The following is a 17,726-nucleotide window of genomic DNA, read 5'->3' on the forward strand; positions in this document are numbered from 1 at the left end:
TATTAAAAAAAAGATTAACTTTAATCTCTTACAATATCGAATTCCAAAGGGTATTTAGGAATAAAAAGTTCTACATTTACATCTTCATTTTGTTTTTGATTTTCAAACAGTATCTTTACTTTGTTCTCAAACTCATCTATATATGAAATGCTCTCTATAAGTCTGTTTTTTGTAGTTATCGTAAACTTTGATTCTTTGTAACGAGCTTCGTACACATCTTTTTCAATTTTTTTTGCATTTTGTATCATATTGAAAAAATCAAAATTAGATTCTATTCTTCTAACGATCACTTGTTCAATTTCAGGTTCAACAACCGTTACGTTATATCTGTTTATATAAACATCTTTTTTTATGGGCTTAGTGTAGTTCCATACAGCATTTTGGGGCTTAGAAGCGACCACATGACCTTCATATACTAAAGATTTGTCTTTATCGTCTGTTACGCTTTGTGTGAAATCAGCCTGAAATGTATTTATTGCATCGAATGAAGCAAAACTCAGGGTATAAGATAATAATAGTGTCAGTGCATGTTTCATGAAGTTCCTTATTTGAGAAATTATATCGAAGTGACTGTTTACATATTATCTAATATGAGTTTAAAAATGAAATCATTTTAAATTTATGCAAATTATTACTATTACTATGCTAAAATTAGTGCAATTTCAGTGACTATTATATAGTAAACTATATAGTAGTCTATAACAAGGTTGAGAATGCTACAGGCATTAATGGGTAAGATTTTTGGTACTTCAAATGATCGTGAATTAAAAAAATATGCTAAAAGAGTTAGAAAAATCAATGATTTAGAGTCTAAGTATGAAGTTCTAAGTGATGATGAATTAAAAGAGGCGTTTGCAGAGTTAAGAAAGAGTGTTTTAAATGAAGAAAAAACTTTAACCGATGTTTTAGAAGATTCATTTGCTATAACTAGAGAAGCTAGTAAAAGAGTTTTAAACATGAGGCACTTTGATGTTCAGCTGATAGGCGGTATGGCTCTGCATGAAGGTAGAATAGCTGAGATGAAGACAGGTGAGGGTAAAACACTTGTTGCAACACTTGCCATTGTTCTTAATGCCATGACAGGCAAAGGTGTACATCTAGTAACAGTGAATGACTACCTTGCATCCAGAGATGCAACAGAAATGGGCGCTCTATATAATTTCTTAGGGTTCTCAGTCGGAACAGTTTTAGAAAGTAATAATGAACCGCAAGAAAAAATTGATGCATATAATTGTGATATAACCTATGGTACAAATAATGAGTTTGGATTTGACTATTTAAGAGACAATATGAGTTATTCTAAAGATCAGATGGCTCAAAGAAATCATAATTTTGTTATTGTGGATGAAGTTGACAGTATTTTGATTGATGAAGCTAGAACACCGCTTATTATCTCCGGCCCGACCAACAGAGCACTTGATGATTATTTGGTCGCTGACGGTATAGCTATGAAGTTGGTTAAAGATGAGCATTTTACGGTAGATGAAAAAGATAAGATAATCCTTGTTACAGAAGAGGGTATTACTAAAGCAGAAGAACTTTTTGGAGTTGAAAATCTTTACAGTGTAGAAAACTCTTCTCTTCCTCATGCACTAGATCAAGCACTTAAAGCAAACTATCTTTTTGAAAAAGATGTTGATTATGTTGTAAATGACGGTGAAGTCGTAATTGTTGATGAGTTTACGGGTAGACTGAGTGAAGGTCGTCGTTTTAGTGAAGGTCTTCACCAAGCACTTGAAGCAAAAGAAAGAGTTGAGATTAAAGAAGAAACACAGACCTTGGCAGACATTACATTTCAAAATTACTTTAGAATGTATGATAAATTAGCAGGAATGACCGGTACGGCAGAAACTGAAGCAACAGAGTTCTCTCAGATTTATTCACTTGACGTTGTATCTATTCCTACAAATATTCCTATTACAAGAAAAGATTTAAACGATCTAATATATAAGACAGAAGCAGAAAAGTTTGAAGCAGTTATAAATACAGTTAAAGAACTCTCTAAAACTGGACAACCTGTTTTAATAGGTACAGCTTCAATTGAGAAATCTGAAGTCTTACATGAGGTTCTTAAAAAAGAAAAAATTGCTCATACTGTCTTAAACGCTAAGAATCACGCACAAGAAGGTGAAATAATTAAACATGCCGGTGCCAAAGGGGCAGTCACGATTGCTACAAATATGGCTGGTCGTGGTGTTGATATTAAAGTAAGTGATGAAGTTAAAGCTCTTGGCGGTCTTTATATTATCGGTACTGAAAGACATGAGAATCGTCGTATTGATAATCAGCTTCGCGGTAGGAGTGGTCGCCAGGGTGATGCAGGTACAACACAGTTTTATCTATCTCTAGAAGATAATCTGCTGCGTATTTTCGGTTCTGATAAAATCAAGTCTATTATGGAGAGACTTGGCGTTGAAGACGGTGAATATATTGAATCTAAAATGGTGACTCGTGCAGTAGAAAAAGCTCAAATGAAAGTTGAGAATATGCACTACGAAGGTAGAAAGCAGATCGTTGAGTATGATGATGTGGCAAATGAGCAGAGAAAAATCGTTTATAAATTCAGAAATCAACTTCTTGATACTGAATACGACATAGGATCGAAAATCGATGAAATTAGAATTGAATATGTATATAATATTTTAAATAACAGCGATATTTTTGATGGTGGAGCAAAAGAAGATTTTAATCTCAAAAAATTATCTGAAATGATAAAAGAAGAGATAAATCTTGATCTAAATATGGAAGATTACTCCTCCTTTGAGTTTGAAGAATTACATGAAGCTCTTACTGAAGCAATCAAAAAATCATACAGTGATAAAATGAATGTTTTAGACGAGGACGTTCAGCATGAAATAGAAAGAGAACTTTATCTAAAAGAGCTAGATAGTGCTTGGAGAGAGCACTTGTACGCTATGGATAATATGAAAACAGGTATCAGACTTCGTGCATATAATCAAAAAGATCCGTTAGTCGAGTATAAAAAAGAGAGTTTTAACCTTTTTACTGAACTTATAAAAGATATTAAATTTAACACTATTAAAACTCTTCAAATCATCCAATTTAAAATGGAATCTCCTGAAGAAGAAGCTGCAAAAGTAGCCGAGCAGCTTGAGCTACAAAGAAAATTTGATGAAGCAGCCAGACAATTTAATCATATGATAGAAGATGATGAAGCATCTGTAAAAAAAGTAGCTAGAAATGAGCCTTGTCCTTGCGGTAGTGGAAAAAAATACAAACAGTGCTGCGGAAAAAGCGGTCCTAAAAAAGGTATCTTTGCTTCTTGAAAACATCAATAGTTCCCTATCTAGTAAAGCGTTTTTTACGCTTTGACAATGAGCAGCCATTTATATTCCTTTCAGCCTTACTTGCTTTTTTAGGTATCACTCTCGGTGTTATGGTACTTTTGATAGCTATGGCTCTTATGAATGGTTTTGATAAAGAATTTCAGAAAAAACTTACAATAATGAACTATCCTTTAACTGTCATACCAAAATTCTACGGTGCAGTCAATGAAGATCTTCTTTTGGATTTAGAAGCAAAGTTTCCTGAACTTCATTTTAGCCCTTATGTCCAATCATCGGTTATGGCTAGAAGCGGTACAAAGCTAGAAGGCGGTTACATCTTCGGTGTAAATTTTGAGGATGAAGCGAAAGTAAACAGTGTTTTAGACAAAGCAATACAAAATAATAAATTTTCAAAATTTGATATATTAATAGGAAAAAGTTTAAAAGATGAGTTCAATCTATATGTTGATGACAAGTTAATGTATATCTTCACTCATGTAGAACCTGGTGGACTCTCAATTACTCCGAAGATAAAACGCTTTAATGTAAGAAGTGTTTTTGATTCAGGACTTAGTGCTTATGACAAAGCATACAGTTATACAACTCTATCTTCAATGCAGTCAATACTTTCTATTCCTTCCAATCAATATGATGGAATACATATCTTTTCAAATAACCCTCATAAAGATATATTAAAAATAAAAAAGATACTTCCTATTAGTGTTACCGTAAAAGGGTGGTGGGAAGATAATGTTAACTTTTTTGCCGCTCTTGAGTTGGAAAAAGCATCTCTGTTTATTGTTTTAATGCTTATTATATTAATCGCAGCGATTAATATAATATCTTCACTTTTGATGACTGTCATGAATAGAAGAAGTGAAATAGCTCTTTTACTCTCTCTTGGAGCTACAACCAGTGAGATTAAAAAAGTATTTTTGTATCTTGGAATAGTAATCGGGGTAAGTGGAATTTTAGCTGGAATCGTTTTTGGTATGAGCGGTTTATGGGTTTTAAGCACTTTTGATATTGTCTCACTTCCGAAGGATGTTTATCCTACGACTACACTCCCATTGGATTTAAGCATGAAAGACTTTATGCTTATTGTTACGGGAGCATTCGTTATTGTTATTGCTTCATCATATTATCCTGCAAAAAAAGCAAGTGAAGTAGATATTTTAACTGTTTTGAGAAACGAGTAAGTCGTAACTAATCTTTTTTCTTGTCTTTGTCATCTTCAAATAGATGAAACGGCAGGAGAAGTGTTCTTTTTATAATATTCAGCGGTGCTACAGCAATATCTTTTGCAATTAAACTTTGGACTTTTGGGTCATTTAACTTACCGCTTATTTTCATTGAAGTAGATATCGAGTCTTCGCCAAGTAGTATATAACCAACTACAGGTATTTTTGATACGCTACTACCTAAGTCTGTTTTTAAGTTTAACTCAACATCAATACTATTGTTTTTATAACTTGCAGTTCCTCTTCCCAAAATATCCATCTCTTTTGAATCAAGAGATATGTCTGTAATATTAAAAATATCATCTTTTGTGTGAAAATTCATATATGCACTGCTAACTTCAAGTCCATTTTTACTGTACCCTGGAACAGAGAATGTAACTAATGATGGTATTGTGTTTACAAAAGCCAATATATTATTTAAAACTTTATAATCAATGACTGTTGTGTCTTTTATGTACATAAGACCACTGTATTCTTGAGTTGTACCTGTCATAGAAAAGGAAAGATTTCCTCCTTTAAACTTTGAAAGTGCAAACAGGTTATCCATAAATTTATCACTAAAATTATCACCGTAAAGATAAAACTTACCATCTTTTAGCTCAAAACCGGCGCTGCCTTCTTTATATTTTAATTGAGCACTTACAATGTTGTTAAAATATTGTAAATTTATATTATCTGAGACAACATGTCTGTTTTTGCTTATGTATAAATAGCAGTTATTAGCGTTAAAAATAACATTTTTAGCGCCAGCTGCACTGGAATTCCTATCATTAAAATAGTTTAATACTTCATCTATACTTATTCCTGTGTTATTTGCAGAGATCCTTATTTCTTTGCCTATATCTACGTCAACGGAACCGTTTATATTAAGTGAGATATCTTTACTTGTGTTCTTTATCTCTCCTTTAAGTACATAGTTGTCTGTCGGAGTGTTTTGTGAAGTCAATATTTTGTATGGATATTTGATGTTTGATAAAAATTGTATATTTGTATTGTTTTGGTTTTTATATAAGGTAAAATCACCATTTGTTATGTTGTTGTCTTGTAAAAGTTTTGATTTTTTTGCTATATCTGCAATGGAATTAAATTTTAGTATCCACTCTTTATCTTTTAAAGTCAATTGAGCATTGTAATCCTTAGCTTTTATCTCAGTTTTCTTTTGATTTGATTCAACATCCAGATTTATTGCATCGTCGGAAGAGAAAATATCGCCAAAATCTTTATTTTTAAACTTTAATTTTTTCAGTTTAATCGTTCCGTTGCTATCATTAAAGAAGTATTTAGCACTAAGCTTGGCATTCGCAAAATCCTTGATTTCTATATCACTGTTTAAGATTCTAAATTCATCTTCTTGCATCTCTATAGCTATATGATCGAGTATATAATCAAGATTGTTGGCATTAAGTCTTATTTTGTCATTTGAAGTTAGAATAAACTTTTCACTGTAGTTTACTTTAAGCGATGCACTTGATTGATCCATTCTTACATCATGAAGCATAAAGTTTAAGATATCCACATCAAGGTCTGCTCTTATAGGCTTGAGTGCAAATGTTCCTGAAACATAAGCTGATGCAATATTATCTATGTCAATGGAAGTAGTAGGTATTTGCGCTTCAAGTGTTTTTAAATCAAAAGGTATCGTTACTTTTTCAACATTGACATCTTTATCTTTAAACAGCCATGTAGAACGCTCGGCATTAATGGTGTCTTGTGCGTTTGAAATTTTATAACTAATATTTAGCGGTGTATCACTTTTTTTAAGCCTTAATCCTATATCTTTAAAATCAACTTGTTGTACTCTAAAGTCTATTGTCCCTTCACTTTTTTTTGCATTGAACTCTACATCAACATCTGCTGTTGCGATGTCTTTATATTTTGAGTGCATATTTTTTATTGAAACATCATAGTTATCTAAAAATACATGCGCATTATATATGTCCAAATCAAGCCCAAGGTAGTTAAAGTTTGCTTTTTTAGTAAAGAAGTCTCCTTTTGCCCTTACGTCAATGTTTCGCAGACCGACTTCTATTTTTAAGTTAGTATCTACATTTCCGCTATTTTGCAAAAATGGAAGTTTAATCTGGTATGTATTTAAAAGATAGATCAAATCTTTGGTGACTTTTCCATTAAAAAGTAAAAATAGGGTTAACAATTCCTCTTTTTTTGTAAAATCAATCTTTAGCCAGCTTTTATTTAGATTGAAACCATATTGATAAGCGTCTTTAGGTCTGATAAAAAGAACGCCGTTTTTAAATTCTAACTTAGTATTGTTTGTGGTAACTGGTTCAAGTTTTTTATTATAGGTATATGAAAGATTGTTTGCAACAGCTTTTACATATATGTTTTTATACGCATCAGAGAGATTATTGTACTCCAACCAGCCATGAACACTTGTAAGCTCTACATCTGATGTTTTAATAGCATCATAAGCCCAATATTTGACTTCTTTTGGCATACCAAACATTTCTATAGTGTGTTTAAGACTTTTTATTTTTTCATTGGAATCTATTTTGTAAGATGCCTTAGTGCTATTTGAGACTAAATAAGCGTTTAGTTTTACATCATTATTTATATTTATATTTAGAGATGAAATCAGTTCTAAATTTCTATATCCGTCAAATATTATATTTCCATTGATCTTTATATTGCGTTTATAGTCATAAAATTCTTCTATTTTAACGTTGAAAAGGTGCGATTCAAAGAAAAGAGAGCTTTTAAAAGAGAAGTTTTTTGATGAGGCTACTAAAAAGCCGTCTTTACCGTCTATGTATTTGAAAGAGCCTTTAATATCATTGAAGCTTATTTTATTTATCTCGATTTTTTCAAACCAATTATCAAAAAGAAGCAGAGCATTAAAGAACTTGTCTACTTCTTTAATGCTAAATCTGTTTTTTGTTCTTTTGGAGTTTTTAACTATTTTGATTTCTTGGATGCTAATGTTTAATTTTTCATTCCATTTAATGTATAATTTCTGGACTTGTATGTTTGGCAGTGATATATTTTGTATATATAAGCCGTTTTGCAATAATATAAATAAAAGAGAAAGTGTAAAAAAAATGAATGATAAAGCACTAACAATAGTAAAATGGAGTTTTAGAATAGCACTAATAATTATTTTATCATTCATATATTACCTAAATCAGCCAATGCAAACCCATAGAGTGCTATTTGTAGCAAAGGGTTCTATAAACCAGATTATAACACAATTACGTGAGAAAAATTACAATGTAAGCAAATTAGATTCATTGATATTAAGAGTTATGGGTTCTCCTCAAAAAGGTTGGATAGATATTGGCGCTACTAATTGTACTAGAGCTGACTTCTTATATAAATTGACTCATGCTAAAGCAGCGCTTCAAAATGTAACACTAATACCTGGCGAAACAACATATATATTTCTGGATCAGCTCTCTGTAAAATTAAATCTCAACAGGGAAAAGCTTCAGAATGAATATTATTTACAAACTAAACAAGAAGAAGGTGCCTTTGTTCCAAATACTTACAGGCTTCCGGTAGGCATAACGGAAAAAGAACTTATTAAAATCCTCTTATCACATTCATATAAGCAGATGAAAGAGTTGTCAATAAAACTTTTTGGAACATATAATGAAAAAAAATGGTTTCATTTTGTAGCAATTGCATCTGTTATTCAGAAAGAATCGGCTAATATTGAAGAGATGCCGCTAGTTAGTTCAGTAATCTACAATAGAATTAATAAAGGCATGAAATTGCAAATGGACGGCACTCTAAATTATGGAAAATATTCGCATCAGAAAATCACTTCTAAAAGAATAAGAGAAGATAATACACTATACAATACCTACAAAAACAGGGGTGTACCAAGGATTCCTGTATGCAACGTAAGCTTTGAAGCAATTAGGGCAGCAGTATTTCCTGCAAAGACAAATTATTTGTATTTTATGAAATCTAAGAGTGGAGGTCATGATTTTTCATGTAACTATTCTACACATTTAAGCAACATAAAGCGTGTTACCAAACGAAACTAATTCTTAATATACCTTCTTTATTCAGTGATGATGATTATATATTATTTATCTTAGTGTTATGATTGTCCTGAAAGTTTTTGTGGAGTTATCAAACTATCACATTGACAAATATTAACCTAAGGACAGAAGATGTCAAAAATTATTTGGTCTAAAATCGATGAAGCACCAGCTTTAGCAACTTATTCATTACTACCGATTGTAAATGCTTTTACTAAAGCAGCAGGTGTAGATGTAGTTACTAGTGATATTTCACTAGCAGGTAGAACTTTGGCTGCAATGGGTTTAGCTGAAGATGAATTATCAAAACTAGGTGAAGTTGTTTTACAAGAAGATGGAAACATCATTAAACTTCCTAATGTGTCTGCTTCTATTGGTCAACTTAAAGATTGTATAGCTGAGCTTCAAGGACAAGGGTATGATATACCTGACTTTCCTGAAAACCCTGCAAATGCTGAAGAAGAAGCAATTAGAGCAAAATATAATACTTGTCTTGGCTCTGCTGTTAACCCTGTTCTTCGTGAAGGTAACTCTGATAGACGTGCTGCAAAACCTGTTAAGAGATTTGCTCAAAAAAATCCACATAGATTAAAGGCATTTTCTGAAAACTCAAAAGCTTATGTTGCACATATGGCCGGAGATGGTGATTTTTACGGTAATGAAAAATCTGTTACTATGGATAAAGCGCAAAAAGTTACTATTGCTTTAAACGGTAAAGAATTAGCAACAATAGATGCTCTTGATAAAGAGATTTTAGATGGTACATTTATGTCAGCATCTAAATTAAGAGCGTTTATTCAAAAAACAATTGATGATGCAAAAGCAAACGGTGTTTTATGGTCAATTCACCTAAAAGCAACAATGATGAAAATTTCTGACCCAATTATGTTTGGTCATGCATTAGAAGTATTTTTTGCACCGGTATTTGAAAAATATGCAACTACATTTAAAGAGTTAAAGGTAAATGCTAACCTTGGTATTTCTGATATTGAGAAAAAAATTGCAGGACATGCACAAGAAGCTGAAATAAAAGCTGCATTTAAAGCGGTAGTTGATTCTGATAGTCCAAAAATAGCTATGGTTGATTCAGATAAAGGTACTACAAACTTTAATGCTTCAAACGATGTTATTATCGATGCTTCTATGCCTGTAGTTGTACGTGAAGGTGGTAAGCAGTGGGATAGAAACGGTGATGCAGTAGAGTGTGTTGCTGTAATCCCTGATAGTACTTATGCTATGTTTCATGCAGAAATGGTAGCTGATTGTGTTAAAAACGGTCAGTACGATGTAGCAACTATGGGTTCTATGGCTAATGTTGGTCTTATGGCTCAAAAAGCTGAAGAGTATGGTTCACACCCGACTACATTTGAATTAGCTGAAGCCGGAACTGTTACAGTAACGGCAGAAGACGGTACAGTATTAATGAGCTTTGAATGTGAAGCTGGTGATATTTGGAGAATGTCAAGAGCTAAAGATATCCCAATCAAAGACTGGGTTAGATTAGCAGTAGAACGTGGTCAAATCGAACAAGTTCCTGTTATCTTCTGGTTAGATGAAAACAGAGCACACGATGCAGAGATGATTAAGAAAGTAAATACTTATCTTAAAGATCTTAATACAGATGGTTTAGATATCCAAATTATGGATGTTACATCTGCTACTAGATTTACTAATGCTAGAGTAAGAGAAGGTAAAAATACAATTGCTGTAACAGGTAATGTTTTACGTGACCACTTAACAGATATGTACCCAATCTTAGAGCTTGGAACATCTGCAAAAATGCTTTCTATCGTACCATTATTAGCTGGTGGTGGATTGTATGAAACTGGTGCTGGTGGATCTGCTCCTAAACATGTTGAACAATTCTTAAAAGAGGGTCACTTAAGATGGGATTCATTGGGTGAATTCTTAGCACTTGCAGAGTCTTTAAGATTTTTAGCTAGAAAACATAATTCTGCTGAGCTAGAAGCTGTTACAGCTGGGCTTGACTTTGCAAATGACGCTTACCTAGATAACTCTAAAGAGCCATCACGTAAATGTGGAGAGCCGGACAATAAAGCTTCTCACTTTTATGTAGCTCAATACTGGGCTAAAGCATTAGCTGAAGGCGATAATGCTGCGTTAGCTGCTAAATTTGCTCCAGTTGCAAAAGCTTTAACTGAAAATGAAGATAAAATTATCGCTGAGCTTTTAGCTTCTGAAGGAAGTCCAAAGGATATCGGTGGTTACTTCCATCCAGATGATGCAAAAGCAGAAGCTGCGATGAGACCGTCTGCAACTTTAAACGCTATTATTGACGCAATATAGTTAAAAATTACTATGGAGAGTTGAATTTTTCAACTCTCTCATAGCAAACATTTAAAGATTAAAGATATAATACAATCTTTAATTGTTTACTATAAAAATAACATAATCAAAGGGGTACCATGAAAGGTAAAAGAGTAGGAATTGTAGGCGTAGGTAATGTCGGCTCGTCAGTAGCATATTCTTTGGCGATGAGTGGGTCTTGTCATGAAGTTATTTTAAGAGCTAATGATGTTGACAAAGCAAAAGGTAAAGCGCTAGATTTATCGCAAGCTGCACAAGCTGCAAGAAAACACACTGTTATTACTGTTGCAGAAACACTAGAAGATGTAAGAGATTGTGATGTTGTTGTAATTACAGCAGGTAGTCCAAGACTTCCTGGTATGAGTAGAGATGATTTACTGATTAAAAATGCTAAGATTATGAAAGATGTCGTTAGTGTTATTAAAACTTCATCACCGAATGCTGTTATTATTCCTGTGTCAAATCCGCTAGATGCTATGGTCTATGTTGCTCTAAAAGAGACTGGTTGGGACAGAAGTAGAGTCCTTGGTATGGCTGGCATCTTAGATAGTGCTAGAATGGCTCACTTCGTGTATGAAAAACTAGGTTACGGTGCAGGGCAGATTAGATGTTCTGTAATGGGAGGACACGGTGATGATATGGTTCCATTACCAAGGTTTTCTACTGTTGCCGGTGTTCCGTTGACTGACTTATTAACTTGGGATGAAATAAATGAAATAGTTGAAAAAACTAAAAAGGGTGGGGCTGAAATAGTTGGATTGCTTAAAGATGGTAGTGCCTACTATGCACCGGCTAAAGCGACAGCTCTTATGGTAGAAGCTGTACTTACTGATATGAAGCAGATTTATCCGTGTGCTGTTATGCTTGATGGTGAGTATGGATATAGCAATGTTGTAAGCGGTGTTCCTGTTATGATAGGAGCTCGCGGTGTTGAAAAAGTCATTGAAGCTAACTTAAACGATGACCAAGACAGAAAATTTGCTAAATCTATAGGAAGTGTAAAAGAACTCATTGATGCACTTTATGAAAACGACTTTTATGCCAAATAATATATAGAGTTACTTTTAGTAGCTCTATCCCACAGACATCACCTCTTGTACCTGTTTCATTATGTAACTTTAAAATCATTTTCATCAGTTTCGATATGTAACATCATAAAATCTATTTTAATTTATACTGAAGAGTGAGACTTAAGTTTACTTTTAATCTGTTACCTTATATTATTACTTAAGGTGATTATTAAAATTAATTAAATTAATGGAGTGCTAAATGGATAATATTTCAACAGATGTACTTATTGTAGGAGGAGGACCTGCCGGTCTTTCAACAGCAATTGCTTTAGCAGATAAACTAAAGCAAAGAGGTGAAAATAAAAAGATAATGCTAATAGAAAAGGGCAGTTCTATCGGCTCGCATATCCTCTCAGGGGCTGTTATTAGACCTGAAGTGTTCAAGCATCTTCTCACAACCGGAGAGTTTGATGGAATCCCATTTGATTCAAAAGTAGGAGATGATGTTACTTTAAAGCTTAATGATAACGGAAGTGAAACAGTGCTTCCCTTTCATCCTCCGTATATGTCAAATTATGGAAATTATGTTGCATCTCTAAGTCAAGTCTGTAAATATTTGGCTACATTGGCAGAGGAAAGAGGTGTAGAAATTTACACAGGATTCTCTGTTGATTCTGTAGTTTATGACAGCGACAATAAAGTCATCGGTGTAAAAACCAAAGATACAGGCGTTGACCATCACGGTGTTAAGCAAAAAAACTTTCAAGAAGGTACAACAGTAGAAGCTGCCATAACGGTTTTTGCTGAAGGGACTAGGGGTTCTGCCGTTAAAACGGTTGTCGAGAAGTTAAATCTAGACGCAGGCAAAAACCCGCAAGTATATTCTCTTGGGGTAAAAGAGATATGGAAAGTTCCGGATGGCAGGGTTGAAGCCGGTTCGGTTAAGCATACATTTGGTTATCCTTTAAGAGACAAAGAAGAGTTTGGCGGTGGTTTTATTTATGGACTGAGTGAAAACAGAGTAGCTCTAGGGCTTGTTGTCGGGCTTGACTATCAAGATCCGTCTTTTGATGTTCATGCCGCTATGCAGGTATGGAAAACTCATCCGTATATATCAAAAATACTCGAAGGCGGTCATGTAATAGAAGCCGGTGCAAAAACACTGCCTGAAGGCGGCTGGAATTCCGTGGTGAAATATTATGCAGATAATATGATGATTGTCGGTGACAGTGCAGGTTTTCTAAGTACACCGAGATTAAAAGGTGTTCATTTAGCTGTTAGATCCGGTATTTGTGCAGCGACTGCAGCATCTGAGGCTCTGGTTAACGGTGATACAAGTAAAGCTTCATTGTCCAAGTATGAAGAATTGGTCAATGGAAGTTCTATTTATAAAGAGTTATATCCGGTCAGAAATATGAGAGCTGTTATGCAAGATGGAATGCTAATCGGTGGTCTTAAAATGAGTCTACAGCTTATAACCGGCGGTGCCTGCTTAATGGTTCCAAAAGTTGAAGCCGACTATCTTACAACCAAAACAATAAGAGCGTTTTCTGCAGAACCATTTAAAGATAGATTCGCAGGCAAGTTAGATTACGATAAAAAACTCACTTTTGACAAGGTAACGACTGTCTATTACTCAAAAGCAATGCATGATGAAAATCAAGTACCGCATCTAGTTGTAAACAATGAAGAGCAATTTAAATCATCAAATATAAATGAATTCGGCTTGGCAGAAGCTTCTATGTGTCCTGCTGAAGTCTATGAACTGCACATAGATAAAAAAAGTGGTGAGAAATCACTTAGGTTGCATGCTGAAAACTGCGTTCACTGTAAAACTTGTGATATTAAATCACCAAACAGTGGAATTACTTGGACTACGCCTTATGGCGGTGACGGTCCAGACTATAACATGATGTAGATTTGGGGGAAATATAATATGGCTTTAACAATAATCAGTTTAATGAAACAAGTTCCACTGCCGTCCGAGATGAGAATGGGTGACGACGGTCTGATGGATAGAACCAAAGCAAAATCTATTATCAATGTAGATTGCGGATATGCGCTTGAAGCCGGGCTTCAAATGAAGATTGATAATCCGGATGCGAAACTTATAGTCTGCTCAATGGGACCACCGTCTTTTGAAACCTCTCTGAAAAAAGCAATCTCTATGGGCTATGATGAGGCATATCTTTTAAGTGACAGAAGATTGGGCGGATCAGACACCTATGCAACAGGTCTGGCTATTTCTACTATGCTCAAGCATCTGGGTTTTGGAAAAGGATTAAATGAAGACTTCATAATCGTGGCAGGTCGTCAGACAAGTGACGGAGATACCGCTCATGTACCATCTCAAGTAGCTGAAAACTTGTCAATACCACAAGCTACATTTATAGAAGTTGCTTCTCTTAAAGATAAACATATAGAAGCTAAAAGAATAATTGAAGGCGGTTATCAGATGATGAGTTTGCCTCTTCCTTGTACTCTCTCTTTTACTCCTACAGGTATAAGTCCGAGACGACCGGCTCTTAGTGGTGCAGTAAAAGCCAGAAATACAGAGGTTACGGTATTAAATATTGACGATATTAACTTAAGCGATAAAAACATCGGACTTAGCGGCTCCCCTACAATTGTTGCAAAAGTTGCAAATATTGTAAGTGAACGTGCACAGATAAAAATGAGTGAAGGTCACAACGAAGCTGAGTTAGTGGCTAGCTTGATAGAAAATATGAAATCAGGTAAAAACAGTGTTGATGTAAAAGAGAAAAAAGAAGCTAAAGCTAAAAAAAGACCTGAGGGCTACGAAGAAGTAGACTTTAGAAACGGAGCTTCAGGAATACTAACATGGGCGGAAGTTGTAAATGGGAAAATATCCAGACCATCATTAGAACTTTTGACTCCTGCGCGAAGTCTTGCTTCTTCTCTTGGAAATGACACTAAAGTTATAACTCTTTTAATCGGTAAAGATATCGATGATTTAGCTAAAGAGTTGATATCGTGCGGAAGTGATGAAGTAATTGTTGTAAATGATGAGAGGTTAGAAGAGTATAGAATACTGCCTTTTGCATCTATCTTTGCACAGGTAATTAAAGATAAAAATCCGGAGATAGCGCTTTTTGCGGCAACAACAGCAGGCCGTGAACTTGCCCCTAGAATAGGTGTTAAGACTCATGGCGGGGTTACTGCTGATTGTACGGCTCTTGAAATCGGTGAACACATCGATAGAAAGAATAAAAAAATATTTGCTCCTATACTGGAATCAAGAAGACCGACTTACGGTGAGTCAAAACTTGCAACTATTTTGGGTTTTGTATGTCCTCAGATTTCAACTGCACGCGCAGGTACATTTGCAGTTCCGACTCCGGATGCTACAAGAGAGGGCAGTGTTACAAATTTTACTCCGGTATTGAGTGATGATGATTTTGTAACAGAGATTATTGAGACGGTAAGAGGTGAGGGTGGATTACAAAACTTGTTTGAAGCTGATATTATAGTGACTGGCGGCAGAGGTGCAGTCAGTGATGATATGAATCTAGTCAAAGATTTGGCAGAGGCACTTAAAAAACAAGGTGTTAATGCTGAGTGGGCTGTAAGCCGTCCCGTGGTTGATGAAGGCTTGGCTGAATATGCAAGACAGATCGGACAAACTGGTAAGACTGTACGGCCTAAAGTCTACATTGCGGTAGGTATCAGCGGAGCGGTTCAGCATATCGCAGGGATGAAAGAATCAGAAACTATTATAGCAATCAACTCTCATGCAAAAGAGACAATATTTTCCAATGCCGATTTTGGAATAGTAGGCGAATATGAAGATATTTTGCCCGAACTTATAGAAAAAGTGAATAGCGGATTTACATTCGGTATAGAAGTTAAAAAATAAAATAAAAGGAAGTATGTATGGTAGGTAGAAAAGTAGGAATAGTCGGAGCCGGATTTGTCGGTGCAACGGCAGCATATAGTTTAGCAATAAAGGGTACTTGTCACGAAGTTATTTTGTATGATATAAATACCGATGTTGCAATTGGAAAAGCTTTAGATATAGGTCAATCAACAAGTTACGCTCCAAAGGGTACTATTGTAACAGCAGCAAAAGATGCAAGTGATTTAAAAGATTGCGATATTGTTGTTATAACAGCAGGTGTGCCTCGTAAAAGCGATATGACCAGGGCTGATTTGTTGATGATTAATGCAAAAATCATGAAAGATGTAGTTGGCAATGTTATGAAATACTCTCCAAATGCGATAATACTTTGTGTATCTAATCCGCTTGATATAATGACTTACGTTATTCATAAAATGACAGGTTGGAACAGAAACAGAATCATTGGTATGGCAGGAGCACTGGATGGTGCCAGAATGGCATACCAAATAAATCAAAAAGTCGGATATGGATCAGGTCAAACAAGAGCAATGCTGATTGGTGATCACGGTCAGAATATGATTCCCCTTCCTGAAATTTCTGCTGTTGGCGGTGTTCCTTTGGATCAGATAGTAAGTAAAAAAGACATGGAAGATATTATTGCAAGAACAAAAGATGGTGGAGCTGAAATAGTCAAGTATCTTGGAACTTCTGCCTATTATGCTCCAGGTCGTGCTATTTCAGTTATGGTTGAAGCTATGCTTGATGACAGTAGAATTGTTATGCCGTCTTCAGTTATGCTTGATGGTGAATATGGCTATAAGGATATAACAGTTGGCGTTCCTGTTGTTCTTGGTGCTAATGGAGTTGAAAAAATAATAGAACTCGATTTAGACGAAGATACAAAGGCTAAGTTTAAAATCTCTGTTGATTCAATTCAAGATGGAATAGACATCTTGAAAGAAAATAATTTTTTTGAGTAGAATCTACACCTTTTGACTAAAAAGACAATTCTTAAGTGTGTAATATTTACACACTTTCTCATATGTTAAAAAATAAATATCTATAATATACAGTATTGTAAAAAGCATGCTAAACTATGTTTCAAAATACTTTAGTATATATATTTATTAAAAGAGGGATTGCGAATGCGTGAAATAGCGTATGAAGAAATAGTAAAAAATGTTAGAGATATAATCGTATATTCTGCTTCAAATTTACCAGAAGATGCTTTAAATGCTATGAAAGAAGCCTACGAGAATGAAAAAAGCCCCGTAAGTAAAGAAGTTTTAAAACAGCTTTTAAAAAATGCTGATATTGCAAGCAGTGAAGCTCGTCCTCTTTGTCAAGATACTGGACTCGCCGTTTTCTTTGTAAAAATCGGTGCTGATGTGAAAGTTGTTGGCGGTCTTTTAAAAGATGCTATCAATGAAGGCACTGAAAAAGGGTATATTGAGGGTTACTTAAGAGCTTCTACATGTGAGCCTTTTTCTCGTGCTAATTTAAAAGACACTGTCGGATACAACCTGCCTGCAATTATCCACCTTGATATAGTTGAAGGTGACAAGATAGATATAGAATATGCTGCAAAGGGCGGTGGTAGCGAGAATGTATCTCGTGCAAGAGTCTTTCCCCCGGCTGCCGGAAAGCAGGGTGTAATCGATTATGTTAGAGAGTGTATCTCAGATGCCGGACCAAACCCTTGTCCTCCTCTTACTGTAGGTGTTGGAATCGGTGGAACGTTTGAGAAAGCTGTAATCAGCTCAAAACATGCGTTGTTTCGTAACATAGGCTCTGTAAATGAAGATCCTGAAATGGCTGAATTAGAAGATACTATAAAATTAGAGCTTAACAAACTTGGTATTGGTACTATGGGTATGGGCGGAACAGAGACTGTCTTAGCGGTTCACATAGAGGCAAATCCTTGTCATATTGCATCTTTACCTGTTTCAGTGAATGTTCAGTGCCATAGTTCACGTCATACACATATCACTATATAA

General features: G+C 34.8%; 11 protein-coding genes. 9 read left to right on the top strand and 2 right to left on the bottom strand.

The window, feature by feature from the left end:
- Positions 1-20 precede the first annotated feature (20 nt).
- Positions 21-536 (bottom strand): LolA-like outer membrane lipoprotein chaperone, encoded by a 516-nt coding sequence (lolA, locus tag ABYK18_RS03780; protein WP_373035306.1) that lies wholly within the window; start codon positions 534-536, stop codon positions 21-23.
- A gap of 177 nt (positions 537-713) precedes the next feature.
- On the opposite strand from lolA, the gene secA reads away from it, so the two are divergent.
- The gene (secA, locus tag ABYK18_RS03785; RefSeq protein ID WP_373035307.1) at positions 714-3,287 is read left to right on the top strand and encodes a preprotein translocase subunit SecA; all 2,574 of its coding nucleotides are present in this window, start codon (positions 714-716) and stop codon (positions 3,285-3,287) included.
- The gene (locus ABYK18_RS03790) at positions 3,284-4,486 is read left to right on the top strand and encodes an FtsX-like permease family protein (protein WP_373035308.1); all 1,203 of its coding nucleotides are present in this window, start codon (positions 3,284-3,286) and stop codon (positions 4,484-4,486) included. The genes secA and ABYK18_RS03790 overlap by 4 nt, the downstream gene beginning before the upstream one ends.
- Before the next feature lie 7 nt (positions 4,487-4,493).
- On the opposite strand, the gene ABYK18_RS03795 is transcribed toward ABYK18_RS03790, so the two are convergent.
- Entirely contained in the window at positions 4,494-7,655 is a 3,162-nt protein-coding gene (locus ABYK18_RS03795; RefSeq protein ID WP_373035309.1) for an AsmA-like C-terminal domain-containing protein, read from the bottom strand.
- On the opposite strand from ABYK18_RS03795, the gene mltG reads away from it, so the two are divergent.
- The 7 genes from mltG (at position 7,585) to ABYK18_RS03830 (ending at position 17,726) form a co-directional block, all read left to right on the top strand.
- The gene (gene mltG, locus ABYK18_RS03800) at positions 7,585-8,535 is read left to right on the top strand and encodes an endolytic transglycosylase MltG (protein ID WP_373035310.1); all 951 of its coding nucleotides are present in this window, start codon (positions 7,585-7,587) and stop codon (positions 8,533-8,535) included. The genes ABYK18_RS03795 and mltG overlap by 71 nt on opposite strands.
- A 129-nt stretch (positions 8,536-8,664) precedes the next feature.
- Positions 8,665-10,839, top strand: a complete 2,175-nt coding sequence (locus ABYK18_RS03805; RefSeq protein WP_373035311.1) for an NADP-dependent isocitrate dehydrogenase — start codon at positions 8,665-8,667, stop codon at positions 10,837-10,839.
- A 119-nt stretch (positions 10,840-10,958) separates the two neighbouring features.
- A complete protein-coding gene (locus tag ABYK18_RS03810) occupies positions 10,959-11,909 on the top strand; it encodes a malate dehydrogenase (RefSeq protein ID WP_373035312.1) in 951 nt (316 codons plus the stop codon).
- 220 nt (positions 11,910-12,129) lie between these two features.
- Positions 12,130-13,788: a 4Fe-4S dicluster domain-containing protein gene (locus ABYK18_RS03815; protein ID WP_373035313.1), complete on the top strand. Its 1,659-nt coding sequence runs from the start codon at positions 12,130-12,132 to the stop codon at positions 13,786-13,788.
- Between the two features lie 18 nt (positions 13,789-13,806).
- Positions 13,807-15,747 (top strand): FAD-binding protein, encoded by a 1,941-nt coding sequence (locus ABYK18_RS03820; protein WP_373035314.1) that lies wholly within the window; start codon positions 13,807-13,809, stop codon positions 15,745-15,747.
- Between the two features lie 17 nt (positions 15,748-15,764).
- Positions 15,765-16,709, top strand: a complete 945-nt coding sequence (locus ABYK18_RS03825) for a malate dehydrogenase (protein ID WP_373035315.1) — start codon at positions 15,765-15,767, stop codon at positions 16,707-16,709.
- Between the two features lie 165 nt (positions 16,710-16,874).
- Entirely contained in the window at positions 16,875-17,726 is an 852-nt protein-coding gene (locus tag ABYK18_RS03830; protein WP_373035316.1) for a fumarate hydratase, read from the top strand.

Source organism: Sulfurimonas sp., assembly GCF_041563495.1.
In the GTDB taxonomy this organism is placed as follows: Bacteria; Campylobacterota; Campylobacteria; order Campylobacterales; family Sulfurimonadaceae; genus Sulfurimonas.